Annotated in this window: 26 protein-coding genes and 1 pseudogene; 9 read left to right on the top strand and 18 right to left on the bottom strand. The window is 65.7% G+C overall.

Going from position 1 to position 25,939, the window contains the following annotated elements; translation table 11 throughout:
- Positions 1–147: 147 nt before the first annotated feature.
- The 4 genes from U4Z31_RS32000 to U4Z31_RS31985 form a co-directional block, all read right to left on the bottom strand.
- Positions 148–621 carry a hypothetical protein gene (locus U4Z31_RS32000; RefSeq protein WP_321812445.1) on the bottom strand — a complete coding sequence of 158 codons (474 nt, stop codon included), beginning with the start codon at positions 619–621 and terminating at the stop codon, positions 148–150.
- A 155-nt stretch (positions 622–776) separates the two neighbouring features.
- Positions 777–1,244: a hypothetical protein gene (locus U4Z31_RS31995; protein WP_044848639.1), complete on the bottom strand. Its 468-nt coding sequence runs from the start codon at positions 1,242–1,244 to the stop codon at positions 777–779.
- 33 nt (positions 1,245–1,277) lie between these two features.
- Entirely contained in the window at positions 1,278–1,937 is a 660-nt protein-coding gene (locus U4Z31_RS31990) for a nitroreductase (protein ID WP_321812443.1), read from the bottom strand.
- 171 nt (positions 1,938–2,108) lie between these two features.
- Complete coding sequence (locus tag U4Z31_RS31985; protein WP_321812442.1) at positions 2,109–3,089, bottom strand: LysR substrate-binding domain-containing protein; 981 nt, start codon at positions 3,087–3,089, stop codon at positions 2,109–2,111.
- 57 nt (positions 3,090–3,146) lie between these two features.
- Between U4Z31_RS31985 and U4Z31_RS31980 the strand changes: the two genes are divergently transcribed.
- The 3 genes from U4Z31_RS31980 to U4Z31_RS31970 all read left to right on the top strand — a co-directional run bounded on the left by U4Z31_RS31980 (position 3,147) and on the right by U4Z31_RS31970 (position 6,187).
- A complete protein-coding gene (locus U4Z31_RS31980; RefSeq protein WP_321812441.1) occupies positions 3,147–4,049 on the top strand; it encodes a DMT family transporter in 903 nt (300 codons plus the stop codon).
- A 595-nt stretch (positions 4,050–4,644) separates the two neighbouring features.
- The gene (locus U4Z31_RS31975) at positions 4,645–5,799 is read left to right on the top strand and encodes a branched-chain amino acid ABC transporter substrate-binding protein (protein WP_321812440.1); all 1,155 of its coding nucleotides are present in this window, start codon (positions 4,645–4,647) and stop codon (positions 5,797–5,799) included.
- 88 nt (positions 5,800–5,887) lie between these two features.
- Positions 5,888–6,187 (top strand): XRE family transcriptional regulator, encoded by a 300-nt coding sequence (locus U4Z31_RS31970; RefSeq protein ID WP_321803944.1) that lies wholly within the window; start codon positions 5,888–5,890, stop codon positions 6,185–6,187.
- 81 nt (positions 6,188–6,268) lie between these two features.
- Here the strand turns inward: U4Z31_RS31970 and U4Z31_RS31965 are convergent, their stop codons facing one another.
- Positions 6,269–9,322 (bottom strand): FAD-binding and (Fe-S)-binding domain-containing protein, encoded by a 3,054-nt coding sequence (locus tag U4Z31_RS31965; RefSeq protein ID WP_321812439.1) that lies wholly within the window; start codon positions 9,320–9,322, stop codon positions 6,269–6,271.
- Positions 9,323–9,475: 153 nt separating this feature from the next.
- On the opposite strand from U4Z31_RS31965, the gene U4Z31_RS31960 reads away from it, so the two are divergent.
- Entirely contained in the window at positions 9,476–10,366 is an 891-nt protein-coding gene (locus U4Z31_RS31960; protein WP_044848646.1) for a LysR substrate-binding domain-containing protein, read from the top strand.
- Positions 10,367–10,398: 32 nt separating this feature from the next.
- On the opposite strand, the gene U4Z31_RS31955 is transcribed toward U4Z31_RS31960, so the two are convergent.
- Positions 10,399–11,247, bottom strand: a complete 849-nt coding sequence (locus U4Z31_RS31955; protein ID WP_044848647.1) for a LysR substrate-binding domain-containing protein — start codon at positions 11,245–11,247, stop codon at positions 10,399–10,401.
- Positions 11,248–11,353: 106 nt separating this feature from the next.
- Here U4Z31_RS31955 and U4Z31_RS31950 point away from each other — a divergent pair, with 106 nt between their 5' ends.
- Positions 11,354–12,001, top strand: a complete 648-nt coding sequence (locus U4Z31_RS31950; RefSeq protein WP_321803951.1) for a LysE family translocator — start codon at positions 11,354–11,356, stop codon at positions 11,999–12,001.
- A gap of 43 nt (positions 12,002–12,044) precedes the next feature.
- Here U4Z31_RS31950 and U4Z31_RS31945 read toward each other — a convergent pair whose 3' ends face one another.
- The 5 genes from U4Z31_RS31945 to U4Z31_RS31925 form a co-directional block, all read right to left on the bottom strand.
- Positions 12,045–13,493: an APC family permease gene (locus U4Z31_RS31945; RefSeq protein ID WP_321812438.1), complete on the bottom strand. Its 1,449-nt coding sequence runs from the start codon at positions 13,491–13,493 to the stop codon at positions 12,045–12,047.
- Positions 13,494–13,641: 148 nt separating this feature from the next.
- Positions 13,642–14,871: an SfnB family sulfur acquisition oxidoreductase gene (locus U4Z31_RS31940; protein WP_321812437.1), complete on the bottom strand. Its 1,230-nt coding sequence runs from the start codon at positions 14,869–14,871 to the stop codon at positions 13,642–13,644.
- A gap of 168 nt (positions 14,872–15,039) precedes the next feature.
- Complete coding sequence (sfnG, locus tag U4Z31_RS31935; protein ID WP_321812436.1) at positions 15,040–16,143, bottom strand: dimethylsulfone monooxygenase SfnG; 1,104 nt, start codon at positions 16,141–16,143, stop codon at positions 15,040–15,042.
- A gap of 36 nt (positions 16,144–16,179) precedes the next feature.
- Positions 16,180–16,740 carry an FMN reductase gene (gene msuE / locus U4Z31_RS31930; protein ID WP_124523108.1) on the bottom strand — a complete coding sequence of 187 codons (561 nt, stop codon included), beginning with the start codon at positions 16,738–16,740 and terminating at the stop codon, positions 16,180–16,182.
- Positions 16,741–16,929: 189 nt separating this feature from the next.
- The gene (locus U4Z31_RS31925) at positions 16,930–17,166 is read right to left on the bottom strand and encodes a hypothetical protein (RefSeq protein WP_124523106.1); all 237 of its coding nucleotides are present in this window, start codon (positions 17,164–17,166) and stop codon (positions 16,930–16,932) included.
- Between the two features lie 88 nt (positions 17,167–17,254).
- Between U4Z31_RS31925 and U4Z31_RS31920 the strand changes: the two genes are divergently transcribed.
- Entirely contained in the window at positions 17,255–18,373 is a 1,119-nt protein-coding gene (locus U4Z31_RS31920) for a sigma-54 interaction domain-containing protein (protein ID WP_321812435.1), read from the top strand.
- Between the two features lie 166 nt (positions 18,374–18,539).
- On the opposite strand, the gene U4Z31_RS31915 is transcribed toward U4Z31_RS31920, so the two are convergent.
- Positions 18,540–19,748: a collagen-like triple helix repeat-containing protein gene (locus U4Z31_RS31915; protein ID WP_321812434.1), complete on the bottom strand. Its 1,209-nt coding sequence runs from the start codon at positions 19,746–19,748 to the stop codon at positions 18,540–18,542.
- 24 nt (positions 19,749–19,772) lie between these two features.
- Between U4Z31_RS31915 and U4Z31_RS31910 the strand changes: the two genes are divergently transcribed.
- Both U4Z31_RS31910 and U4Z31_RS31905 read left to right on the top strand, forming a co-directional pair.
- Positions 19,773–20,105, top strand: a complete 333-nt coding sequence (locus U4Z31_RS31910) for a hypothetical protein (RefSeq protein ID WP_321812433.1) — start codon at positions 19,773–19,775, stop codon at positions 20,103–20,105.
- Positions 20,102–20,371 (top strand): annotated as a pseudogene (locus U4Z31_RS31905) (dihydroxyacetone kinase subunit DhaK); the annotation flags it as partial. The gene U4Z31_RS31910 and the pseudogene U4Z31_RS31905, both read left to right, overlap by 4 nt.
- 259 nt (positions 20,372–20,630) lie before the next feature.
- Here U4Z31_RS31905 and U4Z31_RS31900 read toward each other — a convergent pair.
- From U4Z31_RS31900 to U4Z31_RS31880, 6 genes are all read right to left on the bottom strand, one after another.
- The gene (locus U4Z31_RS31900; protein WP_321812432.1) at positions 20,631–20,957 is read right to left on the bottom strand and encodes a hypothetical protein; all 327 of its coding nucleotides are present in this window, start codon (positions 20,955–20,957) and stop codon (positions 20,631–20,633) included.
- A 2-nt stretch (positions 20,958–20,959) separates the two neighbouring features.
- Positions 20,960–21,211: a TniQ family protein gene (locus tag U4Z31_RS37235; RefSeq protein ID WP_415750316.1), complete on the bottom strand. Its 252-nt coding sequence runs from the start codon at positions 21,209–21,211 to the stop codon at positions 20,960–20,962.
- A complete protein-coding gene (locus U4Z31_RS31895) occupies positions 21,177–21,605 on the bottom strand; it encodes an AAA family ATPase (protein ID WP_321812444.1) in 429 nt (142 codons plus the stop codon). Before U4Z31_RS31895 ends, U4Z31_RS37235 begins: the two co-directional genes overlap by 35 nt.
- Positions 21,557–22,315, bottom strand: a complete 759-nt coding sequence (locus U4Z31_RS31890) for a hypothetical protein (RefSeq protein WP_321812431.1) — start codon at positions 22,313–22,315, stop codon at positions 21,557–21,559. The genes U4Z31_RS31895 and U4Z31_RS31890 overlap by 49 nt, the downstream gene beginning before the upstream one ends.
- 120 nt (positions 22,316–22,435) lie before the next feature.
- Positions 22,436–22,918, bottom strand: coding sequence for a Mov34/MPN/PAD-1 family protein (locus U4Z31_RS31885; protein ID WP_321812430.1), 483 nt, complete (start codon positions 22,916–22,918; stop codon positions 22,436–22,438).
- Positions 22,915–24,666 carry a ThiF family adenylyltransferase gene (locus tag U4Z31_RS31880; RefSeq protein WP_321812429.1) on the bottom strand — a complete coding sequence of 584 codons (1,752 nt, stop codon included), beginning with the start codon at positions 24,664–24,666 and terminating at the stop codon, positions 22,915–22,917. Before U4Z31_RS31880 ends, U4Z31_RS31885 begins: the two co-directional genes overlap by 4 nt.
- A gap of 374 nt (positions 24,667–25,040) precedes the next feature.
- On the opposite strand from U4Z31_RS31880, the gene U4Z31_RS31875 reads away from it, so the two are divergent.
- Positions 25,041–25,889, top strand: coding sequence for a WYL domain-containing protein (locus U4Z31_RS31875; protein WP_321812428.1), 849 nt, complete (start codon positions 25,041–25,043; stop codon positions 25,887–25,889).
- Positions 25,890–25,939 lie beyond the last annotated feature (50 nt).

Raw genomic sequence — 25,939 nt, 5'->3', positions numbered from 1 at the left:
AAACATCGTGTGGGTCACGCCGGAAGGCGGCGGCGGGCCGAACTATCCAAGCATGTAACGTTGAGATCGCCCGCTTCCGTGCAGGGCACTTCTTCGCAAACGGCGGCTCGACGGTCGCGAGCGGCGTGCGCACGAAGGTACGCCGGCTCAATGCCGCCTCATTCCCCCGAACCCGTGCTCACCGCCGACGAACGCCGAGCCACGGTGAAAGCCAGTGCCCATCGGAACGCCGACACGACCACGCATGCCCCCGTCGAAGTGGCCGACGTGACCGAAGTGGTCGAAGTGATGGCGATGATGGAAACGGTCGATGAAGACGAAGCTGACGCCCGTGCCGACGAACACCGCCGGCCCCCAGTACCAGGGATCGGCGTACGGATACGCGGTATCCGGATACCACACGATGCTGCCGTCCGTGCTCTGCATCATCTGCCAGGTGCCGTCGCCTTGCCGGCACGCGCGCCCGACGATCTGCTGTTCCGTGCCGTCGATTTCCGCTTGCATGACGACCGCACGGCAGCGGGCGCCTTCGTCCGGCGAGTCGTCATAGGTTTGCGCAAGCACGCACATGGAGCAGCCGAGACAGACGACGCCCATCCCGACCCGAAACAAGTTGCACATGATCGGCTCCTGCATTGTTGCCCCCGACCACCCGAGCCTTGGCGTCACGGACGACGCGCGGCTTCGTATAGGGTCACCCGACCATTAGACGATGTGGCATGGCCGATTATTCCTGGGGTCGGGATACGCATGCGTGATGCACGAACCGCCGACGATCATGCGCGCGCCGAACGCCGGACGATGCAGTAGACGCCCGCCGCCATCACGCCGAAGACCACATGGGCGACCAGCGTGATCGCGCCGCGCACCGGAACGAACCACGGGAAGATCGCGGTGAACGCGTGCAGGTTGATACCGTAGAGCACCAGTCCGAACGCGCCGCCCGCCACCAGCGCGGCGCCGGGCGACAGGTTGCGCACCATCCTCGCCAGCACGGCCGTATAGGCAAGCGACAACGCGGCATGCACCAGCGTCGCCACGCCCATGATCGTCGGATCGAAGCCCGGGGACGCGCCGAGCACGGCTCGCCCCATCACGAGGGCGGCCGTCAGGCGCGCGTCGCGCAGCAGGTTGTGAAAGGGGTCCTCTCCGGCGATCGGCCAGAGCAGCAGCTCGATGACGGTCGAGCCGACCGCCGCGCCGAACGCTGCCCAGAGAATCGGGACCGGACCGTTCTGTTTCAATGGTGCTCCGCGATGGCCGCGCGCCGTGCGGACTTACAGCGGGCGTTCGCAATCCGTCCAGTATGCGAACGGATCGCGATGCTTCGGGTAGTGCTCGTCGAGCCACTTCAGCAACGTCGCGCGCGCGTTGTCCAGATCGGCCTTCGACGACGACGTCGTCAGCTCGTGCACCTCGGCGGATTTTTCCCGGTCCATCACGTAGCAGTTCCAGTCGGGGCCGTCGAGATCCGGATCGTCGGACGCCTTCGACGACTTGCGCCAGCCGACCCCCTTGCGCGCATCGATGTAATAGCGCGGATGCACTTTCAGATACGACATCTCGCCGCCCTGCAGGCTGCTTTCCGCGCGCAGCACGTCGCGTTCGTCGACGATCTGCGTGACTTCCGGCAGCCGGCGCGAGCGCCAGCCGGCCGGCAGCGTCGCCGTCGCCCGCACGGCGTCGTACGGGCCCCACGCGAGGCCCCAGGCTTCGGCCATGCGCTTCATGAACGCATCCGCGCCCGGATAGCCGCGCAACTGGATTCTCGTCGACAGCGTGACTTCGACGCGGCCGTCGGCGCCGGTCGGGTCGCCTGCCGCTTCGAACGGGTTGCCCGGGCGCGACGCGCGCTGCTGCGCGTCCGCGGGCGCCATGCCCGAAAACAGCTGGTCGAGCGCCGCACGCGCTTTCGACGACTTGTCTGGTCTATTCATTCCTCATTCCCTCTGCATTCGAACGGTTCAACACGCTCGATTTTCGTTAATCTGTCGGGTCCCGCAATTTTCCGCGGTCGCATTGTCGACGATCCGGTAGCCCGGGTCGAGCGGCGGCGCCGTCCGCGCCGCCTGCGTCGCCTGCGTCGCACACCTCGACGCCCGTGCCGCCTATCCCAGCGCGGCCCGCATCCGCTCCATCAGCGCGAGCACCTCCGGACGATTCTCGCCCTTCGCATGCACGAAGTGATACCTGAGCGGCGACTCGACCTCATGCCGGCTCACGCGGACGAGCGCGCTGCGCTTGAGATACGAATCCGCGAGCGGCGTTCGCGCCAGCGCCACGCCGAGCCCCGCCTCGGCCGCCGCGAGCACCAGGTTGTAGTCCTCGAAACGGCGATCCTGCGCGCGCGGCTTGAACGGTATGCCGAGCGCGTCGAACCAGGTGCGCCAACCGGTCACGTCGGAGTCGTGCAGCAGCGGCATCTCGAGCAGCGCGGCGGCGTCGTTGCGACGGCGCCGCGCGGCCAGCTGCGCGGCGAGCCGCGGATGCGCGACCGGATGGAGCGTCTCCGGCATGAACGCGCTGGTTTCGAGCTGACGCCAGTTGCCGCGCCCGTACCGGATCGACAGATCCGCTTCGCCGGCGGCGATGTCCACATTGCGAAGCTCGATGCCGAGCTCGATGCGCAACGCGGGCGCCTCGCTCTCGAGCGCGTGCTGGCGTTCGAGCAGCCAGAGCTGCGCGAATGCCGGCACCACGCTCATCCTGACCAGTCGCGGCGTACGCGGCGAGCGCCACTGGTCGGCCGCGCCGTCGATGATCGCGAACGCCTGTTCGATCCGGCCGACGAAACGCTGGCCGTCCGGCGTCAGCCGCACGCCGCGCGCATGACGTTCGAACAACGCCATGCCAAGCCAGTTCTCGACGGCCGCCACGCGCCGGCTGATCGCGCCGTGCGTGACGCCGGACGCGTCGGCGGCCGCCAGGAACGAGCCCAGCCGCGCCACCGCACAGACGGTTTCCAGGCTGGCCAGCGGCGGCCGCGGGCCGGGTGCCGGCGCAACCGATGGCAGCGCGTCCGCCGCATGCTGCTGCGTGCGCGCCGGGCCATCGGCCCGGCGTCGCACCGAGCTGTGAGCCATATTCATACCCGCTGGTTGATCTGTGCGCTAGCTTAACATCTCGCGTCGCCACACCATTGCCGCATGAACACGCTTTCCTCCCCCTCGTCGCGCAGCGCGCGACTGCCGCTCGTCGCGGCCGGCGCGGTGGCGTTCACGATCGTCTCGTGGGCCTCCGCCTTCCCGTTCATCCGGATCGGCCTGCACGGGCTGGCCCCGCTGCAACTCGCGGCCGCGCGCTTCGCGACCGCGGCGGTGCTCGCGATCGCATGGCTCGCGTGGCGGCGGCCTCGCATGCCGGCCAGACGCGACGCGTTGCGCTTTCTCGTCTGCGGCCTGCTCGGCATCGCACTCTACAACGCGCTGCTCAATACCGGCGAGCAGACCGTGTCGGCCGGCGCGGCGAGCTTCATCGTGAACACGCTGCCGATCTTCACGGCGCTGCTGGCCGCGGTGTTTCTGCGCGAACGCTTCAATCGCCGGGGATGGCTCGGCTCGCTGGTCAGCCTGGCCGGCATCGCCGTGATCGCGCACGGCCAGCCGGGAGGCCTCGTGCTTGGCTCCGGCAGCACGCTGATCCTCGGCGCGGCATTGTGTTCGGCCAGCTATTTCGTGCTGCAGCGGCGGCTGATTCCCGTGTACGGCGCGCTGCCCTGCACCGCGTATACGCTGCTGGCCGGTGCGCTGCTGCTCACGCCATGGTTGCCCGGCGCGCTCGCGTCGCTCGGCGGCGGCGCGTCACGCGACACGGCGCTCGCCGTCCTGGTGCTCGGCATCTTTCCCGCCGCGCTGGGTTACGCGACCTGGACCTTCGCGCTCGGCTACTTCGGCGCGGCGCGCGCCGCCAATTTCCTCTACCTGACACCGGCCGTCGCGACGGTGTTGTCGATGGCGCTGACAGGCGAGCGGCCCGGCATCGAAACGGTGTGCGGCGGCCTGCTGGCGATTGCCGGCGTGATATTCGTGGCCTTGCGCGGACGGACGTAGGCATGCGGCCGCGCGGGACGGCGACGCCGGTCCGGACGAGCCGGCAGCGGGCCGGCCGAGCCGAACGAGCCGGCCCCCGTCATCTGCAAAGCTGGACGTACACGCTGCGCCGAACGGCCCGTCGCCATTCGCCATTCGCCGACGCGGCCGGGCTTGACCGTTAGTTGCAACAAGCGGATGGCGGCATCTCGAGCAGCGCCACGGCGACGAAACTGTGCAGACAAATCGACCGAACAGTGCCGGATTGATTGCATCGCGCTGTCCATGGTCATCGGGATCGGCCCGGTCGAATAATCGAAGCAATCGACGGCGCAAGACGCTCACACCTGCGCGACGCATCGCGAAACGGCCGCGCCATCGCATCACATTTGCGCAAGGCCGGGCAATTCGCGGAAGCGGGCGCAAGCGCGTTCGGATATATTCATACGAATTGCGTGTCGCCCGACGCAATCGCCCGCTCGCTCGTGCGAGCCCCGGGCGACATGCAAGCCGGGCCCGTCACGGGTCACGGAGATTCGTCCGGCACACCGACCGCCTCACAAGGGCGCGCGGCAAACCGGACGGCACCAGAAATATCAATCAACGGAGATGGCAGATGGAACGAAGCACTGTCGGCATGCGCTGCAAACCCCTGATCACCGTCGCACTGGTGGCCGCCGCATTTGCGGCCGCGTCGGGCGCGATGGCCGACCAGGTCGTGAAGATCGGCAGCGTCGAACCGACGACGGGCGGCATTTCGCACCTCGGCAAGGACAACGAGAACGGTGCGCGCCTCGCGGTGGAAGAAATCAATGCGAAGGGCCTGACGATCGGCGGCCAGAAGATCACGCTGCAGCTCGACGCGCAGGATGACGCGGCCGACCCGCGCCAGGCCACGCAGGTCGCGCAGAAGCTCGTCGACGACAAGGTCGTCGCCGTCATCGGCCACCTGAACTCGGGCACGTCGATCCCGGCGTCGAAGATCTACAGCGACGCGGGCATCGTGCAGATCTCGCCGTCCGCCACGAACCCGACCTACACGCTGCAGGGCTTCAAGACCACGTATCGCGTGGTCGCGACCGACGCGCAGCAAGGTCCGGCACTCGCGAGCTACGCGCAGTCGAAGGGCGTGAAGAGCGTCGCGGTGATCGACGATTCGACCGCGTACGGCCAGGGCCTCGCGAACGAATTCGAGAAGAAGGCGAAGGCGCTCGGCCTGAAGGTGCTGTCGCACGACGCGACCAACGACAAGGCCGTCGACTTCCGCGCGATTCTCACCAAGGTCAAGGGCGAGAACCCGGACGCGATCATGTACGGCGGCATGGACGCCACCGGCGGCCCGCTCGCGAAGCAGGCGAAGCAGCTCGGCCTGCGCGCGAAGATCCTGTCGGGCGACGGCGTGTGCACCGACTCGCTCGCCCAGCTGGCCGGCCCGGCCGCGGACAACGTGCTGTGCTCGCAGGCAGGCGCGGCGCTCGAGAAGATGCCGGGCGGCGCGGCGTTCCTCGCCAAGTACCAGAAGCGCTTCAACCAGGGCATCAAGTTCGATGCGCCGTTCGCGTACGACGCGGTCTACATCGCCGTCGACGCGATGAAGCGCGCGAACTCGACGGACCCGGCGAAGATCCTCGCCGCGATGCCGTCGACGAAGTATGAAGGCGTGATCGGCACGACGACGTTCGACGCGAAGGGCGACCTGACGCACGGGATCATCTCGATCTACGGCTACAAGAGCGGCAAGAAGACCTTCCTCGACCAGGTGAAGATGTAACGCCTCGCGACGCCGGCACGACGGGAACGCCACCCGTTTGCGCCGGCGTCGCGCGGGGCCGATTCAAGTTTTGCGGAGATGAGGCGACATGTGTGCAATGGCGTATGCGGAATTTCAACAGGAGTTGAAGAAAGCGCAGTTGACGGCGCGCGAGTTCGCCCGGCTGATCCGGATGAACGAAAGTTCCATCACGAACTATTCGAGCAAGGGCACCGTCCCTTCCCACCTCGCGGTCATCGCGACACTCATCGGCGCGCTCGCCGCGCACGAGATCGATTTCCGGCACGTGATCGGCAAGACGGGCATCGAGCCGAAACGGCCGCGCGGCGTCGGCGCGTTTCCGGTGGCAAAGCCGCGCACGCGAAAGACCGCGAAAGCCGGCTCCTGAGCCGCAGCGGTCGGTAGCGGCATCGCCGGTGCCGCTCGACACCGTCACGCGCGCTGCCGCGCCGCGCTCGGGGCCCGCCCGTCACGCCGCCGCACGCACGTGCTCGAGCAGCGCCTGCAGCGGATGACGTACCTGCCGCGCGGACATGCGCTTCACCTGGCTGCGGCACGAATACCCGGTCGCCAGCGCTTCACCCTCCACTTCCGGCGCATCGACATGCGCGGCCCACGATTGCGCATAGATCGTGCGCGACGTCTGCAGGTTGCGCGCCTCGTGCCCGTAGGTCCCCGACATCCCGCAGCACCCTGCCGCCTGAACCGCCAGGCGCAACCCGCGACGCGCGAACACCTGCGCCCACTGCTTGCCGCTGTCGGGCGCGTTGGTCTTCTCGGTGCAATGCGGCAGCAGCCGGTACGCTGCCGATACGCCGTGCGCGCCCGCCCCGGCCTCCGGCATCGCGTCCAGCAACCACTCCTGCGGCAGCGCGACCTTCGGCACGTCGGCGAGCCCCGTCACCTTCAGGTATTCCTGCCGATACGTGAGCGTCATCGCCGGATCGAGGCCGACGAGCGCGACACCCGAGCGCGCGAGCGCGGCCAGTTGCGTCGCGTTGCGAATCGCCGCCTGCTGGAACGCGCGAAGAAAGCCCTGTACGTGCAGCGCCTTGCCGTTCGGCGCGAGCGGCGCGAGCCACACCTGGAAGCCGATACGCGCGGCCAGTTCGATCAGCGTCGCCAGTTGCTCGGTGTCGAAATAACGCGTGAACGTGTCCTGCACGATGACGACGCTGCGTGCGCGCTGCGCATCGCTCAACGCGGCGAGCGCCTGCGGCTCGGCCGGCCGCACCTTCCATTGCCGGATCACGGCCGCGAGGTCGAAGCGGCTCAGGAGCGGACTATCGACCATGCCGACGTGCCGCTCGAGCAGCGTGCGCACCCAGCCGGCGCGCATCAGGCCGTTGTACAGCGCGGGCACGCGCGCCATCCACGGCATCGTGAATTCGAGCGAGCCGATCAGGTAGTCGCGCAGCGGCCGCAGGTAGCGCTGGTGATACAGCTCGAGAAAGCGCGAGCGGAACTCGGGCACGTTGACCTTGACCGGGCACTGCCCCGCGCACGACTTGCACGCGAGGCAGCCGGCCATCGCGTCGTACACCTCGTGCGAAAAGTCGGCTTCGCCGTTGCGCGCCGCACGGCTGTTGCGCCAGCGTTGCGCGAAACCGCGCAGGAACGGCTGCCGCGCACGCGCGGCCGCGACGACGTCGACGCCGGCCTGTCCTTGCAGACGCAACCATTCGCGCATCAGCGACGCGCGCCCCTTCGGCGACTGCACGCGTTCGCGCGTCGCCTTCCACGACGGGCACATCGCGTCGTCCGGATCGAAGTTGTAGCACGCGCCGTTGCCGTTGCAGTGCATCGCCGTGCCGTAGTGCTGCCATACGCGCTCGTCGATCTGCCGGTCGTGATCGCCGCGCGTGGGCACCTCGTCGATCTTCAAGAGCCGCAGCGTCGGCGCCGGCGGCGTCGCGATCTTGCCCGGGTTGAACTGGTTGTGCGGATCGAACGCGGCCTTCAGCTGCTGCAGCGACGGATACAGCTCGCCGAAGAACGCCGGCGCATATTCGGAGCGCACGCCCTTGCCGTGCTCGCCCCATAACAGGCCACCATGCCGCTGCGTGAGTTCGGCCACCGCGTCCGACACCGGCCGCACCAGCGCCGCCTGCTTCGGGTCCTTCATGTCGAGCGCCGGACGCACGTGCAGCACGCCCGCGTCGACGTGGCCGAACATCCCGTACTGCAACCCGTGGCCGTCGAGCAGTGCGCGGAATTCGGCGATGTACGCGGCGAGATTCTCGGGCGGCACCGCGGTGTCCTCGACGAACGGCTGCGGGCGCGCCTCGCCCTGCACGTTGCCGAGCAGGCCGACCGCGCGCTTGCGCATCGCGTACACGCGCTTCACCGCGTCGTCGCCGGTCGCGAGCGTGTGGCCGAGGCGCTCGACGCTCGTGTCGGTGCGCAAATGCTCGACGAACGCCCGCACGCGCGCATCGACGTCGCCGGCGTCGTCGCCGCAGAATTCGATCAGGTTGATGCCGAGCGTCGGACGCGCATCGTCCTGCGGGAAATACTCGGCCACGCTGCTCCACACGAAGTCCTTCATCGCGAGCATCAGCACCTTCGAGTCGACCGTCTCGATCGACAACGGCTTGAGTTCGAGCAGCGCGCGCGCATCGCGCAGCGCGTCCATGAAGCCGGCGTAGCGCACGTTGACCAGCACCGAATACTTCGGGATCGGCAGCACGTTCAGCTTCGCCTCGACCACGAAACCGAGCGAGCCTTCGGCGCCGCACAGCACGCTGTTCAGGTTGAAGCGGCCGTCCGGTTCGCGCAGGTGCGCGAGATCGTAGCCGGTCAGGCAGCGATTGAGCTTCGGAAACTTCGCGTCGATCAGCGCGGCCTTTTCGTCGCTGATGCGGCGCGCGGTGCGATAGACCTTGCCGACCCGGTCCTGCCGTGCGCAGCGGCGTTCCAGTTCGTCGTCCGCGAGCGCGTCGCTGTGCAGTTGCTCGCCGCCCATCAGCACGAAGTCGAGCGCGAGCACGTGGTCGCGTGTCTTGCCGTACGTGCAGCTGCCCTGCCCGCTCGCGTCGGTGTTGATCATCCCGCCGACCGTCGCGCGGTTCGACGTCGACAGCTCGGGCGCGAAAAACAGGCCATGCGGCTTCAGCGCGGCGTTGAGCTGGTCCTTGACGACGCCCGCCTGCACGCGCACCCAGCGCTCGCCGGCGTTGATCTCGAGGATCCGGTTCATGTTGCGCGACAGGTCCACGACCACGCCATCGGTCAGCGACTGCCCGTTGGTGCCCGTGCCGCCGCCGCGCGCCGCCACCGCGACGTCGCGGTGCGCGGGTTCGGCGAGCAGGCGCGCGAGCAGCCGCACGTCGTCCGCATGCGCGGGACAGATCACCGCCTGCGGCAGGCGCTGGTAGATCGAGTTGTCGGTCGCCTGCACGGTCCGGTTCGCATGGTCCGCGCGGATTTCGCCGGCGAATCCGGCCGCCTGGAGGGCGGCGAGAAAGTCGCGGTAACGAGCCTCGGGCGGGCTGGCGGGACGGGGCAACGGAGCGATCGGCATGGGATGAAAGCGCAATGTGGAGGGAGCCGGTGCGCGGCCTCGATCGAAAACATGAGTTTTGAGCAAGATTCCACGCAGCCCGGAAATCCAGTATCGTGCGAATCAGCGCGAGAAACAAACGAATTCTCCCCCGGCAAAACTTGCATAAAACTCATGAATTACCGTCGCCTGACCCCGTCCATGTCGCTGCTGCTGGTGTTCGAGGCCGCGGCGCGCCACGAAAGCTACACGCGTGCGGCCGACGAGCTGTCGCTGAGCCAGAGCGCGATCAGCCGGCAGGTCCAGACGCTCGAGGATCAGCTCGGCGTGCCGCTGTTCCGGCGTGAAGGCCGCTCCGTGAAGCTGACGGAAGTCGGCCGGCGCTACTTCGTCGAGCTGAGCGGCGCGCTCGGGCGCATCCGCGGCGCGACGCTGCAGGCGATGTCGCACCAGGCCGGCGCCGGCACGCTGCGGCTCGCGACCTTGCCGACCTTCGGCTCGAAATGGCTGCTGCCGCACCTGCACGATTTCTATGCCGCGCATCCGGGCGTGACCGTGCACCTGCATTCGCGGATCGGCGGCATCGACTTCCACACCGACGATCTCGACGCGGCCATCACCGTCGGCGCGGGCGACTGGCCCGGCCTGCACGCGCACCGGCTGTACAACGAGTTCCTGATCGCGATCGCGAGCCCCGAGTCAGTCGGGCGCCGCAAGGCCGGCCCGCGCGCGCCGGCATGGGCGGTCGGGCAGACGCTGCTGGGCGTGACGAGCAATCAGCACGCGTGGGCCGAATGGTTCTCGCATTTCGGGCTCGATCATCGCGAGATGCGCATCGGTCCCAGTTTCGAGCTGACGTCGCACCTGATCCAGGCCGTGCGGGCGGGAATGGGGATCGGCCTCGTGCCGAAGGTGCTGGTGGAAGACGAGCTCAGCCGCAACGAGCTCGTGTCGATCGGCGATGCGATCACCAGCCAGCGCAGCTACTACCTCGTGTATCCGCCGGAAAACGACACGCTGCCGTCGCTGGTCGCGTTTCGTGAATGGCTGCTGAAATCGTGCTGACGTGCTGACGTGCAGGCAGCCGCGCGGCGCGCTCACGCGCGCCATTCATCGAGAATCTGTTCGGCGAGGTAGTCGCACAGCGGGCGCGCCGATTGCGCGCTGCGCGCCAGCACGACCTCGATCGCGTCGAGCGGCGGCAGCCCTTCGTTCTGCGACAACCGGACGAGATGCGCGGGAATGCTGCAGCGCGCGAGCGGCGCGATCGCGAGGCCGGCCTCGACCATGCTGAGCAAGCCGAGGAAGCTCGGGCTTTCGTATGACATCCGGAACGGAATCTTCTGCCGGTTCAGCGCCTTGAGCGCGTGATCGCGCGCCATGCTGCCGTGCGTGAAGAGCGCGACCGGCAGCGGCCGCTCTTCCCATACGTTCCGTTTCGCCGAGCCGGTCCACACGATCGGCTCGCGCCGCACCAGCTCGCCGGTCACGCCCTTGATGCGCGTGAGGCAGGCCAGATCGATGGTGTTGTCCTTCAGCATCGGCACCAGCGCGCTGCTCGGCTGGCCGATCACGCGCACTTCGACGCGCGGATGCATCGCGGCGAACTTGCCGAGCACCTGCGGCAGCAGCGACGAGATGTAGTCGTCCGGCACGCCGATCGTCACGCGCCCGCGGATCTCCGGCCGCACGACCGACGCCCACGCCTCGTCGCGCAGCGCCAGCATCCGGCGGCCGTATTCGGCGAGCATGCGGCCGTCGTCGGTGGCCGTGACGTTGCGCGTGTCGCGGATGAACAGCGGCTTGCCGAGTGCATCCTCCAGCGCCTTGATCTGCATGCTCAGCGCCGACGGCGACCGGTGCACCGCCTGCGCGCCCTGCGCGAACGAGCCGGACTCCGCCACGGCCACCACCATCGCCAGCACATCGAGGTCGAGCTTTTTCATGTCATTCAGAAAATCTGATCAATCGATTCAGTTTATCCCGTTTTACTGTCCTCCTCCAACGCCGGACAATGGACGTCATCGACATTCATCGCGGGAAGCGGCAACCATGCATACCTCCGGCTCGCTCTACGGATTCCTGGTCATCGGCGGCATGCTCGCGATCACGCCGGGGCCGAACATGGTCTACGTGATGTCGCGCTCGATCGCGCAAGGGCGCACCGCCGGGCTGATTTCGCTGGCCGGCGTGACGGTGGGCTACCTGTTCTACATGTTCGGCGCCGCGTTCGGGATCACGACGCTGTTCCTGAGCGTGCCGTACGCGGGCACCGTGCTTGGCGTGGTGGGCGCCGCGTATCTGCTCTACCTCGCGTGGCAGGCCGTCCGGCCCGGCGGCCGTTCACCGTTCGAAGTGAAGACGCTGCCGAACGAGCAGCCGCTGCGGCTGCTCGCGATGGGCGCGACGACCAGCGTGCTGAATCCGAAGCTCGCGATGCTGTTCGTGTCGCTGCTGCCGCAGTTCATCGATTACCGGCAAGGCAGCGTGTTCGGCCAGTCGCTCTTTCTCGGCTCATTGCTGATCGCGGCGTTCGTGTCGGCGAACGGACTGGTCGCGATCGGCTCGAGCGGCATCGCGAAGTTCCTGCACGGGCGGCCGGCGCTGCTGCTCGCGCAACGCTGGGCGATGGGCGCGGTGCTCGGCGGCCTCGGCGTGCAGATGCTCGTCGAGGCGTCGAGCATGGCGGGTGCGGCGTGACGGCCGCGACGCACGTATCGAGGTACATCGCGCCGCCGCGCGTTCACTTCGTCAGCAATTCGGCCTCCAGGTCGCGCAGCCGCTCCGGAAACCGCACACGCAGCACCACGAACCACGCGAGCCCGACCGCCAGCAACGCGACGAACACGTAAGGCAGCCATGCATAGACGCCGTCCGGCACGGGATACACGCTGCCGGCGAGCGGAATCGCGAGCAGCACGACCGCGACGACGCTGATCGCGACGTGCCGCGCGCGAAGCCTGCGTTGCCGACGCAGATAGAGCGGCGCGCCGATCGCGACCAGCACGTAGGCGAGCAGCCAGCCGTAGGTGGCGATCGAGCTGAGATAGCCGTACGAATCCAGCAGCGCCGTGCCGCGTGCGGTCAGCACCAGCGCCGTCGCCAGCGCGAGCACCGCGATCAGCGCGACCGCGACGTGCGGCGTCGCGTTCGTCTCGTGCGCGCGCCCGGTCGACGCATGCAGCACGCCCTGCCGCCCGAACGTATAGACGATGCGCGCCGCCGCGTTGATCGACGAGAAGAACGCCGCGAAGAAACTGAGCGCCACCCCTGCGTCGATCAACACCCCGACCCACCCGGCGCCCAGCCGATGCGCGAGCACCGCGAGCGGCCCGTCGACGCGATCGAGCGGCGGCGTCTGCCCGTGGAACGCGCCGACCAGCCCGTACGCGCCGACCACGAACAGCAGCGCCGGCCCGACCACGCTGATCAGCACCGCACGCGGAATCGCGCGGAACGGGTCGCGCGCCTCGGCGCCGAGCACGGTCGCGCTCTCGAACCCGGTGAAGCTGAAGAACGCCAGCACCATGCCGAGCTGCAGCTGCGTCGGCTTCACGCCTTCGAGCGTGAGCTGCGCGCGATCGACGGGATGACCGCCGAATGCGATCGTTCCGATCACGACGGCGGCGATCAGCAGCAGCGTCGCGAGCTCGACGAACAGCGTGAAGCGCGTGGACAGCCGGATGTCGCGAAACGCGATGTACCACGCGGCAAACGCGGTGACGACCGTGAGGCCGAGCACCGTGCCGAGCGGCGTCGCGCCGCCGAGCAGCCCCGTTTCGCGGCCGAGCACGAGAAACGTGTTGATCGTGCCCTGCAGGATGCCCGCCGCGGCCACCGCATAGGCGATCAGCAGCGACCAGCCGCAGATGGCGCCCCAGGTCGGCCCGATGCCGGCCGACACGTATGCATACAGCGCGCCCGGCGACGCCGAATCGCGCGCGAACACCGAGATGCTCCACGACGAGAACAGCAGCGCGACGATCGCAAACAGGTACGCGAGCCAGGTGCCGTTGCCGGCCGTCGCGAACACGGCGGGAATCAGCACGCCGATCCCGCCCGACACGCCGACGAGGCCGATCGACTGCGCGATCAGCTCGGGCAGGCTCAGGTAATTGCGCCGCAGGCCGCCTGCCTGCGGCGCGGTGCCCGGCGCGGGCAGCGCCTGCGCGGGTGTGGCTGGATGGCTCATCGATTCACCTTGTCATGTTTGAGGCGGCGCGGCGTGTGCCGCGTCCGTGGCATGGCCTCGACGCGGGCCGCTGCGTGCGCCCGTACGAAAATGCGCGCCGCGGCGCGCATCGGAACCACGTCGCGGCGACGACGCCGGCGCGGGTTCGTCAGTTCCACGAATGGCGCGCGGGCTTCACGCCGTTGAGGTAGTAGTTGCCGACCGCGTGGTATTTCCAGCGCACGGGATCGTGCAGCGTATGCACGCGCGCGTTGCGCCAGTGGCGGTCGAAGTTGTATTTCGCGAGCGTCGACTTGCTGCCGCCCAGTTCGAACAGCTTGCTCGCCGCGAGCAGCGATACCTCGGTCGTCGCGATCTTCGCCTCGCCGACGGCGATCGCGGCCTGCGCGACCGCGTCCTCGTCAGGCTCGCGCTTCGCGACGTCGACGAAGCGCCCCGCGCGCGCGAGCAGCGCTTCGGCCGCATGCACGCGGTACGCGATGTCGCCGATCTGCGCGATCGTCAGCGGGTCCTCGCTCGCGCGTTCGACGCCGCTGTCGATCCAGGGCCGCGCATGCTGCTGCACGAATGCGATCGTGTCCTGCAGCGCGGCGCGCGCGATGCCGAGATCGATCGCGGCCGTCGTGATCTGCGCAAACGGGCCCGCGAAGGTCGGGCGATCGTACGAACGCTGCGTGTGGAAGATCTCGAACGCGCTCACGCGCACGTTCTCGGCGATCACCGTGCCGCTCGCGGTGGTGCGCTGGCCGAAGCCGCTCCAGTCGTCGACCACGGTAAGCCCCGGCGCGCCCTGCCGCACGAATGCAAGTACCGCCTGGTCCGCCTCGTCGAGGGCTAGCACCGGAATCCAGTGCGCGAACAGCGTACCGGTCGAGTAGAACTTGCGGCCGTTCAGCACGAATCCGTCGCCGTCGCGGCGCACGCGCGTCCGGATGTCGAGCACGTTCTTGCCGCCCGCTTCCGAAAACGCGTTGCCGTAGCGCGCGCCCTTCAGCACGAGATCGAAGAAGAAGCGTTTTTGCGCATCGTTGCCTTCGAGACGAATATCCTCGATCAGGCAGTAGTGATTCTGCGGAATCTGCCCGATCGACGGGTCCGCCTGCGAGACGATCGCAATCACTTCCGCGAGCGTGACGTTCGACACTTCCGCGCCGCCGTATTCGCGCGGCACGGTGATCCCCCACAGTCCGCTCGACGAGAACAACTCGATTTCGTCGTACGGCAGCTTCCGTTCGCGATCGCGCAGCGCCGCATGTTCGGCGAGTCGCGCCGCGACCTGATGCGCGACGTCGAGCGCTTCGGCATCGGAGCCGATGACGGGAACGGGCGCAGCGTCTGCTTGCGGCCGCGTGTGTTCTTCGATGATTTCCGTGGACATGGAGTTTCCGGCAAAAATCTGCATGGATCGACGGCGCCGCGCAGGCATCCGTCGACCGCCTGTTTCGATAGGGGAAGCGTCAGTCACCTGCGATGCTCCTCGCAGGCCGTCCGTTCGCCCGCCCGGTGCGCGGCCTGCCTCAGCGCCTCAGCGCGCAGGCGCCGCGCATCACGCGGCAACCGCCTGCCGCTGCGCTTCCAGTTCGCGCACGAGCGGCAGCACGCGCTTGCCGAAGTACTCGACTTCCTCGATGAAATGCAGGAAACCGGCGAGCACGAGATCGACGCCGATCGCCTTCAGCGCGACGATCCGCTCGGCGATCTGTTGCGGCGTGCCGATCAGGTTCGTGCGGAAGCCGTCGTTGTACTGCACGAGATCCTCGAACGTGGATTTCGCCCAGTTGCCCTCGCCTTCGGGCGACGCCTTGCCGGCCTCCTTCACCGCATCGCCGAACGCATTGACCGCCTCGACATGCGCATGCGCAATGATGTCGTCGAGCACGGCCTTCGCCTCTTCCTCGGTGTCGCGCGCGATCACGAACGCGTTGACGCCGATCCGCACGCGATGGTTGTTCGCAGCGGCCTTCGCGCGGATGTCGTCGATCTGCGCCTTCAGGTTCTCCGGCGTATTGCCGTTCGTGAAGTACCAGTCCGACACGCTCGCCGCGTTGTCGCGTGCCGCGCGCGAGCTGCCGCCCTGGAAGATCTCCGGGTGCGGTTTCTGCACGGGCTTCGGGCTCAGCGTGTAGTCGTTGAAGCGGTAGAAGTCGCCCTTGAACGTGAAATTGTCCTGCGTCCAGATGCCCTTGAGCGCCTGGATGAATTCCTTCGAGCGCCGATAGCGTTCGTCGTGCTCGAGCCACGGCTCGCCGATCGCGGTGAACTCGCCCTTGAACCAGCCGCTCACCACGTTGATCGCAATGCGCCCGTTCGAGATGTGGTCGATCGTGGCAAGCTGCTTCGCGACCACGGCCGGATGCCACGGCCCCGGCAGGATCGCCGCAAGCACCTTGAGCTTCGTCGTCGCGTGCAGCAGCGCCTGGCTGAACGACACCGACTCGTGCTGGTATTCGGCGCCGTAGCCGGCCGTGAAGCGGATCTGGCTCAACGCGTAGTCGAAGCCGGCCGCTTCGGCCGTGCGAGCGAGTTTCTGGTTGTATTCGAGGCTCCAGTCGGTACGCTGCTCGATCGTGCTGACGACGAGGCCGCCGCTGACGTTCGGCACCCAGTATGCGAATTTGACGCCGTCGGCCGAAGATTCGTGAATGCTCATGAGAAGTCCTGATCGAATGGAAAAACGAGAGACGGGCTACGCGGCCGCGGCGGCAAGCGCGCGCGGACGCAGCTGCGGCACCGCACGCTCGACCGCGAGCGCGATGCGTGCGCGCAGTGCGGGGTTCGCGATCTCGTAGCGGTCGAAATCGCTTTCGGCCGCATACACGCCGATCGGCAGCGTGCGCGCCTGGAAGAAGCTGAAGAGCGGCCGCAGCTGATGGTCGATCACGAGCGCATGCCGCTCGCTGCCGCCTGTGGCCGCGAGCAGCACCGGCACATCGACCAGCGACTCGTGATGCACGAGGTCGAACAGGTGCTTGAAGAGGCCGGTGTACGACGCGCGATACACGGGGCTCGCGACGACGAGCGCATCGGCCGTCTCGATCGCGCGGATCAGCGCGTCGAGATCGGGCGGTACCTGCGCGCGCTTCAGCGCGCCGGCCAGCCGGCTGCCGATTTCGCCGAGTTCGATCGACCGTGCGTCGATCGGCACGGCATCGCCGAGCGCGCTGACGATCGCGTTCGTCAGCGCCAGCGTGCGTGACGGCCGCTGCAGGCCGCCCGAGATGGCGACGACGTTGAGGGTATTGCTCATGCCATGCGTTCCCGTTGTCGAGCTGCGCGTTGCCGCGCCGATACCGTGTCGGGTCCGCAAGGAGCGTGCCATTGTCGACGCAGGCGCGATCGCGTCGATCCTCTGCATCACGAAATATCGTCCGAGCGCCCGCCTGGCATGGCTTCCGCAGCCATATGACCAGCCGCGGCAAGCGTTCCGGAAATCACGTCACATCGATATTCCGCACGGCGATGAACCGGCGGAAACAGCCGTGCTGATGCGCTGCTGCTCAATCAGCAGTGCCGCGCGCTCCAGCCGTCCGATCGCAACGCCCTGCGCGCGTCGCGCCGAGCGCAATGCCGTCGAATCCGCTGTCACGGCAGCACGTTCCCGCGCCGTTGCATCCTGCGCAGCAATCCCGCTTTCGTTATCAGAAATCGATGTTTCCCGTGCGGCGCAAAACACTGAACACTCTGCTGACCGGGCAGCAACCGGACCGCGGCGCCCGCCGGCGCGGGTCCGGCCCGTTCGATCGACTTACGCCTTCATCGCCATGACTTCACTGTTTGCCACGCCACGTCCGGTCAATCTTCGTGTCGTCACCGCGCAGCCGGACGAATCGCATAGCGCGCCCGCTCCCGCCGTTCCGGCGCACCACGCACCGGCCCGCCCACGTACGCACGTCTTCGTCGATCCACGTTCGCTCGCGCTACTCGAGCGCGTGCGGTGCGTCGCGCCGAGCGACGCGAACGTGCTGATCGTCGGCGAAACCGGCACCGGCAAGGAGCTGATCGCGCGCCACGTGCACGACGTCAGCCATCGCGGCGGCGGCCCGTTCGTCGCCGTGAATTGCGGCGCGCTCTCCGACACGCTCGTCGACAGCGAACTGTTCGGTCACGAGAAAGGTGCATTCACGGGAGCGGCCGGCACGAAGCCGGGCTGGTTCGAGGCCGCGAACGGCGGCACGCTGTTTCTCGACGAGATCGGCGACCTGCCGCTGTCGATGCAGGTCAAGCTGCTGCGTGTATTGCAGGAACGCGAGGTCGTGCGGCTCGGCTCGCGCACGGGCATCCCGATCGACGTGCGCGTGGTGGCCGCGACCAACGTCGACCTGCAGCAGGCGGTGGCGGACGGACGGTTTCGCGGCGACCTGTTCTACCGGCTCAACGTCGTGCGGCTCGACGTGCCATCGCTGCGCGAACGGCCCGGCGACATCCTGCCGCTCGCGCGCCACTTCTTCGACGCATACCGCGGCCGCCTCGGCCACGGGCCGCGCAGCATCGATCCGCGCGCGGCACGCCGCCTCGAAGCGCATTCGTGGCCCGGCAATATCCGCGAACTGGAGAACGTGATGCATCACGCGCTGCTGGTGAGCCGTCACGATGCACTGCAGGATACCGACCTGAACCTGGCATCGTCGTGCGTGCCGGTCACGGCCGCGGGGGAAGCGGCGAGCCGGGTGCCTGCCGGGGAAGCGCTCGAGCTGGCGCTGTGCGCGCTGTTCGACGAGGCGCACGAGAACCTGTTCGAATATATCGAGGACACCGTGATGCGGGTCGCGTTCGACTTCAGTCACCGCAACCAGATCCAGGCCGCGCGCCTGCTCGGCATCAGCCGCAATGTGCTGCGCGCGCGCTTGATTCGCGCGAACGCGATCGCGGCAGCCAAGTAGGCGCGATCGCGCGGCGGCACGCGGCGCCGCGCGTCAGGTGCTGCGGGTGACGGCCGCGTCGGCGCGTCGCGCATCGTCGACGGCGTGGCTCGGCGAAGGCGATGCGGCGCGCGTTCCCGCAGCGGCGAGCCGCGCGTCGTCCGGCCGCTCGCCGCGCGGTGCGCCGCTATTTCCCGACGCCGCCCGTTACACCGCCGAGCAACGACGTCACGGGCGCGAGCGGATTCGCCGCAGCACCGGCGCCGCCCGCGCCACTACCGACCACACCGGTGACCGTCGACACGAGATTGGTCACCGGAGCAAGCGGACTCGCCGCGCCGGCACCGGCCGCGCCGCCGAGCGCACCGGTCAGCGACCCAAGCGGCGTCGAGCCGGCCCCCGACAGCAAGCCGCCGAGCGGGCCGGACGCGCTCGAACCGCCCGGCGCGCCGTTCGACGGACCGTTCTGCACGGTGGTGATGGAAGCGCCCGCGAGACTCACGATCAGGCCGGGAATCGGCGCGACGCCGTTCGGGCCGTTGGCGTTCACGAGTCCACCTGCGTTCGTGACGGTATTGCCGAGCGCGCCGACGACTTCGCCCACCGCCCCGACCGCCGGTTGCGACGAAACGGAGCCCATCCGCCCCCCGGTCGTCGCCAGCACGCCGCCGACCTGCCCGAGCAGGCCGGCCACCGGCTGCCCGAGGCCCGTGGTCGCGCCGATCTGCTGCGTCGCCTGGCCGGCCGTGATGACGAGCGGCGTGACGGCCGAGCTGAGCGGCTGCGTGACCTGCTGCACGGCGCCCGACGCCAGCGTCGCGCCGACCGTCTTGCCCGCCGTGCCGAGGCCGCCGGCCACGGTGTCGAGCGCCGCGCCGACGGGGGTGGTCACCGGCGCGAGCGGCGCCAGCGGCCCCGAGCCGAGCGCGCGGACGGTCTGCGCGAGGCCCGCGACCGGATTCGCCGTTGCGCCGACCACGTCGCCGAGGCCGGCAACCGTCGTGCCGACCGGATCGGACGTCGAGCCAATCCTGCCGAGCCCGTCGCTGAGCGCATTGGTCGCGGCGCGCGAAATCGTGCTGACGCTCGAGATCGTGTCGCCTGCGCTGCGCGTCACGGCGTTGCCGAGTACCGGCAACGACGCCGCGCTGACGGTCGAGCCGACGCCGACCGCGAGCGCGCCGGCGGTACTCACGACGCCGCGCGTGCCGGGGGCGCCGCTGGTGCCCCAGCCTCCGTCCGGCGTGTTGCTGCCGGGCGCGTCGCCGGCGATGGTTGCGCCACTGGTGCTCGCGGCGGCGCTCGACGGCGCGGCGACGTCGTTGCCGCCGCAGGCGGCCAGCACGCCGGCGGCGGCGAGCAACGCCGCGGACGTGACAATGCGGGTGCGATACATGGTGGTCTCCTCGCGGTCCGGGCAATGGAAGGTTCGATTGAGGACCGGAGGAAGAAACAGCATGTTTCATGCCATTGGTGCGAGCGCACGGGCATTCCCGCCGCCGTGCCGGCGCCCGCGGGCCCGGACAAGCGCCTGGCCGCGATCGCGATCGATGCGTTTCATGCCCATGAGCGGCGCTGGTATCGTTACATTCGTGCTACGAATGCTTCGATGTTACGTAACGCTAAGCGCGGCGCATTGCATTCGGCGCGCGCCGCCTGCCATTCACCGCCTACCATCCACAGTACGCAGCCCCGGCGGCACCGCACGCGTGCCGCCGGGCTGCGCCCCATCGTCAGGAAACCGTCGCCATGAAAAAGCTCGTGAACCACCCGTCCGACGTCGTGCGCGAAATGCTCGAAGGCATCGCGCGGCAGTCGCCGCATGTCGCGATCCTCGGCGACGAGCAGGTGCTCGTCCGCCAGCCGCTGCCCGAGCCGTCGCGGCGCCCCGTCGCGATCCTGTCCGGCGGCGGCAGCGGTCACGAGCCCGCGCACGGCGGCTACGTCGGCGAAGGGATGCTGAGCGCGGCCGTTTGCGGCGAAGTGTTCACGTCGCCGCCGACCGATGCCGTGCTCGCTATGGGCGTACAACAAAGTCTGCGGTAAACGCTCGGTGAAACGCTTACAATAGTAGGGATTGCATCGGCTCAAAGAGGACAATGTTTGCCGATTATCGTCGCCGGTCATTAAATCCTCTTCTTTCAGAGCCACAAAGTCTGCGCCTGCGACTACTGATGCGGCGACCAAAATCCGCGACATATCAGGTTGCATGAAAATAATAATGCGCCGCAACATTTCCCATACGAAGTATCCAGCGACCCAATGGTCCGATAGGAATTTACCAGAGCTCGACGTCACGTCGCGCCGTCTCTGCCGTAGGGAACGCGATGGTCGCTGGAAACGAAGCCGGATGACGGCTAACGAACTCGGTCAAATGCTCCTGCAGAACGGAGGCGAACCGCCTCGGAACATCCTGGGTTGCCATTAGTCGCCCTCCTCCCGCGTAATAGACGAAGTCTTTATGGTTGCCAATGTAATGGCCCGAGTGGTCAACAAGCTCCACAAGGAACTTGTCTCCCATGCTGCAGCCCTTGAGCGATTCGCGTGGTGTCTTGAAGATGTCGATGTACGTCGTCTTTTGCGTTTCGATTTCGTAGAGCTCCATCGCTACAAACAGCAGGAAAATATCCCAAAATCATAATTAACTCTATTTTGATCAACCGCCTTCAATGCGACCTTATGTTCATCGCAGTAAAATACTCCTGGCAACTGATGATTCAATTTCCAATATGCCCCAACACGCTTATCCCGCCATTGCGCCAAACACTCCTCACAATATCGCAACCCCGGAACGCGCTCACTCCTCTGCCCATAGGCACTCAGCCTACCAGATGAACCCCGCTCTGGCGGCCGCAGCATCGCGCATGCCGTTCCACTGAATCACGCCGTGACTACTGATCCGCCGCGCAGATCGGAGAGTTTTTCTGAACAACCGCTCGGATTTTGGCGTACCGATAACGATAATCGGTATGCCGCCTCCATTAGTCAGACCGACAAAGAAGTCGAACAACGGGTCACTTCTTTCAACAGCTCGGAGTGCATTTTGAAGCTCATCAATGACAATCAACCCCGTCCGATGCCGCTTAGCAATGCGATATAGGAGATTTGCAAGATCTATAACCGTCGCCCCTCTCCATATATGATCCAAATATTTCGTTCCAAGCAATCTATCATACTCACCTATTGGCCGGATAATCTGATTGACTACCCCTTCAAAGCAGCAGCCGTAATACCGCCAACGGTAGATGACCACCAATCAAAGCCTTTTCCTGAGAAAGCCAAGAACGAACCTCCAAGAAATACGGCAAAGACCACGACCATACGCGCCGGCCTGAAATTGAATGTCAGGCCAACCAGCCTGATGGCCATCACGCCCCCTGTACGCTGAGCCATACTTTCCGCGCACTGGAATACTGCCATCAACACATTCGAAAGCAAGACACCCACAATCGCGGCCGTTCCAACGATGTTCTCGAACACTACGCGATGTCCGTATTCCGATAGACCGTTCCAAAAGTCACGCGCCTGCATATGAGTTGCCATCTGAATAACGTGCCCGTCCAATCGGCCATAACCAAAGTTGAGCAAGCTCAAAACGATGATCGTAACAACAGGGTTGATAAACAATTTGACCATATCCCCCCATGTTCCCTCTTCAGTGCGAAGTCGCCACAGAAATCCGATTACAAGAGGCAGGACAGGCAAACTCGACAGAAGCGCAGCCTTCGTAAGGACATCATAAATTCCATCAATGTGTCGCACGTACAGCCAGCACATGACGATCGATACCACGGCTGCTAGGACGGCAATCTCTGCACCCGCGCTCCCGCCACCGCCACTACCGCCCGATCCGCCAGACCCTCCACTATTGTTAATCCGCGTGTTGTTGGTAACGCTGACAGTGCGGTTACCATTTCCGACAACATTCCCATTTCCAACGATGTCAACATTTACGTTTTTCATACGTTATCCTTATTAATATGTCGAATTAGTTCTCAAAATTCAGAGTGTCGCCTCGCCAACGGCCATGAGAAGCCTGCGTGCCGTCAAGGCATCGGCAGCCAGGCACCGAGCCGCACCGAATCAGGCCGCGTATGCCCGAATATCGAGCACGTCGTACCGAATGTCGAAACCGGCTATGCAATCGCTGACGTACCGATGCACTCGCCACTCCCAATCTTCGGGCCCGCCGCCGCCGATGAGCATCAATGGGCGTGCAAGCTCTGCCTCTCGATGTTGGGCGATGCCGCGTAGTGTTCGCCTGTCGAGCCAACTCATATGTGGCCTTCCATCAGGGTGCGTATGCCAGTCTCCCAGATAAACCGCGCGTCCCGATGATGCCTCGAAAATATCGTCGAGCCGATGGCACTGCCAGTCATGATCGGGATGAAATCGCTGGCGCTTGTGCCGGGCGGCCGGTCCCGGTCCGATAATGTGCTGAACAACCGGCTCATTGTTACTGGCGACATATCCAACTAGGACGCCCCCCGTTTCGAGCGGATACGAGCGACGAGCCTCATCAAGCATCTCGTCGAACGCGGGCGCATCAATCCAAAGCTGGCTCATACCCGCGAGCTGCAGACCAGGCAGTCTTGTCTCGCATCCAAAACATAAGTCGTCCAATCAGGCGCAATTGACATCCCTTCTCTCTGGATATCGGCAACCGCGACGTCCCACGAAAAGTCCGGATATCCGTCATGCGCTCCCGAACATAGAGTCGCGACCGCCAAACGGCTGGCGAGGTTGGCGATCGCATCACTATCGATCCCTGCACCAATGAACGTGGGTTGAGAACACCCGCCGGGCTGGATTTCATCTGTACCGGCATCTGCCGGCAGTCGGATAGTTTTATCCTCAAGACCGCGAAGAAAACAATGCCAACAGCCGGTCGAACTGCCCGCTCTGATTCGACCAACGATGCCGCCTGCAGCGCCGTGCGTCGTCGTCAGCCAAACATACGGCTTCCCGAGTTCACGAGCGAGATCGGCCAGGAAGTGACTTACCCGGTGATTCGCGGCTGCGTCAATGACGATATCTGCCTCGGTCGCCAGTTGTCGGAGGATCGCATATTCAGAAACGCGATTGTCTCCAGGGAGCGAGGGCACTCCTATGCGAAGATTACAGCCACGCACGGCCGTGTATGGATATTCATTGCTGATGTGCGACGCCAGGGCGGTCGTCTTCTGGAGACCCGCATACTGCCATCCCAACGCCCACCGCACCGTATTTCCGACCTGCAAGTTATCGCAATCGACGAGTTCAAGCCGGCCAATTCCTGCCCTTGCCAGTTGGAGACCAACGGGTGATCCCAAGCTGCCTAGCCCAACAATCAATGCAGCCTTGTCGCGCATCGGTGTCAAAAATGGCGCGCGCCGCAGCCAAGCTTGCTGGCCTCCCCAATCCGCTCGCAAAAAGTCCACGCGAACGTCGGCCTGACGCGATCGCTTTGCTTCTCGCGTCACACGCACGGACAAGAATATCCAGTCATCCGCGGCGTGCCGCCAGGACACTTCGTCAGGATAAACCACACCAACTACGATGACGTCGCCCCGCTTCGCAGACGAAAGCATTTTTCCCAGTTCGGGAAGCTTAGCTTCTATCTGGCGGAATACATCTTGCGTGGCGGTCTCGAAGGAACTGATCTCCGGCCTTCTCTCCAGCCTCAGCCAAAAACCGTTCGAACGGACTGCGAAGGCCGGTATCTTCGCCGCGAAAGTCACGAGCGGCTTGTTGTGCATGTCGCTCATCGACGCAACGACGCCATTGACGAAACACCGATCCGACCATCCGGGAGGCGCAGCACGAAGCAGTAGGTTAAGCCGCCCTGCTGACACCTCCGCCGGCGGGGTTTCGTCCGGAACGATGACCGCACATTCCACCGCATACGGCAAGAACGACGACAAAGGTTCACCAACATGATCCTCTGCTTTCGCGATGGCCTCAGCAGCTGCGCTACTGTCGTTAACTTCCAAAATCGCTGGCAGTTGCTCCTGAATAAGCGTCGCCAGCGAATCGTGTCCGGGACGCCACTCCTCACCCTCTCGCGCCAAAAGGCACAGATTTTGCCCGAGAGGGTGCTGGTGGCGCTGAAACTGACCGGGATCCGTCGTCACCGCTGGCACGAAGTATGGATACATATCCGGGTAACTGGCCGTGAGTGCCAACACCCCATCTCCATGCGGCACGTCAACATGTACCACCAGCTGCCCCGCCTCCGTCGCAGCGGCGTCAATCGACCAACGATATCCCAGTCGGTCCAGCGCCTCCTTCTCCCTGGAGAGCGCAGCCGGATAGCGGTCCCACCAGGCTTCCATGATTAACCCACCGGCCGATGACCAGGGGGCTTCGGCGCACCCGATCCAGGGTCCGGCCGCCCCGGCGGGTTCGGCGGTGGTTGGTGGCCATGATCATGATGGCCGTGATGCGCGTGGTCACCATGGTGACCGTGCTTGGAACCGTCTTCATGGCCGCGCTGTTCGTGCGCGCCCTTCTGGTCATGCTCGCTCATAGTCGCTTTTCCTGATAGATCGCCGGCAGCGTCTCTCGATGCTGATCGACCGCCATCCACGGCCGACGGAACCATTTTATCGGCGCGAAAGGAAAATGCAACTACTTTTTATGACCACGTATTTTAAGCGACGACATAAAATCAATCTTGGCCTACAATGCGGTGCGGAGGAACACCTATATGAACTTGCCCCGAGACACCCAGCGCGAGCGGCTGTACTACATCGAATTTCTGGCCCTATTTTCTGGACAAGTGAGCAGGAAGGACCTGACTTTCCGGTTCGGGATTAGCGAGCCTGCTGCAACCAAGGACCTATCGCTCTATGCAGAGCTAGCCCCTTCGGTGCTGAGATACGACCTGCGCCGGAAATGCTACGTTTTTGACGGCGGACAGCCATACTTCGAACACAACGTCGAGCAGGCTCTGCATGCGTTAGCGGGCGACGGCGCTGTCGATTTCGATCCTTCGAGAACAAAGCGAATCCCTGGTTGGGTAAGCACAAGCATCAAGCGTCAGGTTCCGCTGGATATCGCTGCGACTCTCACCCGCGCTATCGATCAGCGACAGTTTGTTATTGCTGAGTACACCTCACTAACTACTGGATCTCACTCCCGAAAACTCTCACCGCTAGCTCTCGTGAATGACGGCCTACGCTGGCACATTCGGTGTTTCGACCACGAAAAGGAAGAGTTTCGGGATTTCGGGCTCACGCGATTCGCGAGTGTCGAGGAACGTGGCAGTTCTGATGTCGACTTGTCAATAGATCGTGACTGGAACACCGAAATAGTATTACGTCTTACCCCACATCCCCGGGCCCTTCACCCGGAAACTACATATGCCGACTATGACATGAAAGGCGGCGCCAAGACTGTCACGCTTCGTGCCTGCCTGGTGGGATATTTTTTACGTCATTGGCATGTTGACTACTCCCCAGACGCATCCGGCAACCCGCGCGCGCAACAGCTCTATCTCGCGAACCGCAGTGAGGTGCTTGACGCCGGCGTTCCTGCATGGGCGCTGCAGCCGTAGGAGACGTCCTTCGACGCCCTGTGGACGCCAATCCCCTGGCAACACGAGCG

The sequence above is a fragment of the Burkholderia sp. BCC1985 genome (genome assembly GCF_905339915.1).
Classification (GTDB): Bacteria; Pseudomonadota; Gammaproteobacteria; order Burkholderiales; family Burkholderiaceae; genus Burkholderia.
The sequence above is the reverse complement of the archived record's forward strand: the minus strand, read 5'-3'. Positions and strand labels throughout refer to the sequence as shown.